Raw genomic sequence first — 1224 nt, 5'->3', positions numbered from 1 at the left:
AAAAAGACGAAGCCATATCAAAAATACTTTAATCACTATACTAAAATCTCATCGCTTTGCTCGCCATCGTTCTGCCGACGACAGCGAACTCTCCGTCCACGAAACATTCCCACTGCTCAAAGCCATGAGCGAGCTCAAGCTCGGCGCGGCTTCGGTGGATCTGGGCAAGTTGGCGTTCAAATTCCGCAGCGAAGGCAATGGCCGTACCGCCGAGCAATTCGTTCGTGAAGAAATGGCTGACGTGGTTGGCCAGCAAAACGCTTCGGCCCGCAAAGGCACTGACGTTGTGCTGTACGGTTTCGGTCGTATCGGCCGTCTGCTGGCGCGCATCCTGATCGAGAAAACCGGTGGTGGCGACGGTCTGCGTCTGCGTGCCATCGTCGTGCGTAAAGGCGCCGACAACGACCTGACCAAACGCGCCAGCCTGCTGCGTCGCGATTCGGTACATGGTTCGTTCAACGGCACCATCACCATCGACGAAGAAAACAACACCATCACCGCCAACGGTAACCTGATCCAGGTGATCTACGCGAAGAACCCGACCGAGGTGGATTACACCCAGTACGGCATCAAAGACGCGCTGCTGGTGGACAACACCGGTGTATGGCGTGACGCTGATGGCCTGGGCCAGCACTTGCAGTGCCCGGGTATCGACCGCGTTGTTCTGACCGCGCCTGGCAAAGGCAAGCTGAAGAACATCGTTCACGGTATCAACCACGGTGAAATCACCGCTGATGACAAGATCGTGTCCGCCGCTTCCTGCACCACCAACGCCATCGTGCCGGTGCTGAAAGCTGTGAATGACAAGTTCGGCATCATCAACGGTCACGTCGAAACCGTTCACTCGTACACCAACGACCAGAACCTGATCGACAACTTCCACAAGGGCGATCGCCGTGGTCGTTCCGCTGCGCTGAACATGGTAATCACCGAAACCGGTGCTGCCACTGCTGCTGCCAAGGCGCTGCCTGAGCTGGCTGGCAAGCTGACCGGTAACGCGATCCGTGTTCCGACGCCGAACGTGTCGATGGCCATTCTCAACCTCAACCTTGAGAAAGCCGCCACCCGTGAAGAGATGAACGAGTACCTGCGCTACATGGCGCTGCACTCCGATCTGCACAAGCAAATCGATTTCGTCAATTCGCACGAAGGGGGTTCGGGCGAACTCGTGGGCGGGGCAGAGGGAGAGAACCTCGCGGGGGGGCTTGTGGAGGGGGGGGGCGG

General features: G+C 58.0%; 1 protein-coding gene. It reads left to right on the top strand.

Translation table 11 applies throughout. The annotated features are described in order from the left end of the window. Positions 1-1224: glyceraldehyde-3-phosphate dehydrogenase (locus ACIOWE_RS27745; RefSeq protein WP_401398046.1), on the top strand; the 1224-nt coding region annotated here is incomplete at both ends.

The sequence above is a fragment of the Pseudomonas sp. NPDC087598 genome (assembly GCF_044743525.1).
Lineage (GTDB): Bacteria > Pseudomonadota > Gammaproteobacteria > Pseudomonadales > Pseudomonadaceae > Aquipseudomonas.
The sequence above is the reverse complement of the archived record's forward strand: the minus strand, read 5'-3'. Positions and strand labels throughout refer to the sequence as shown.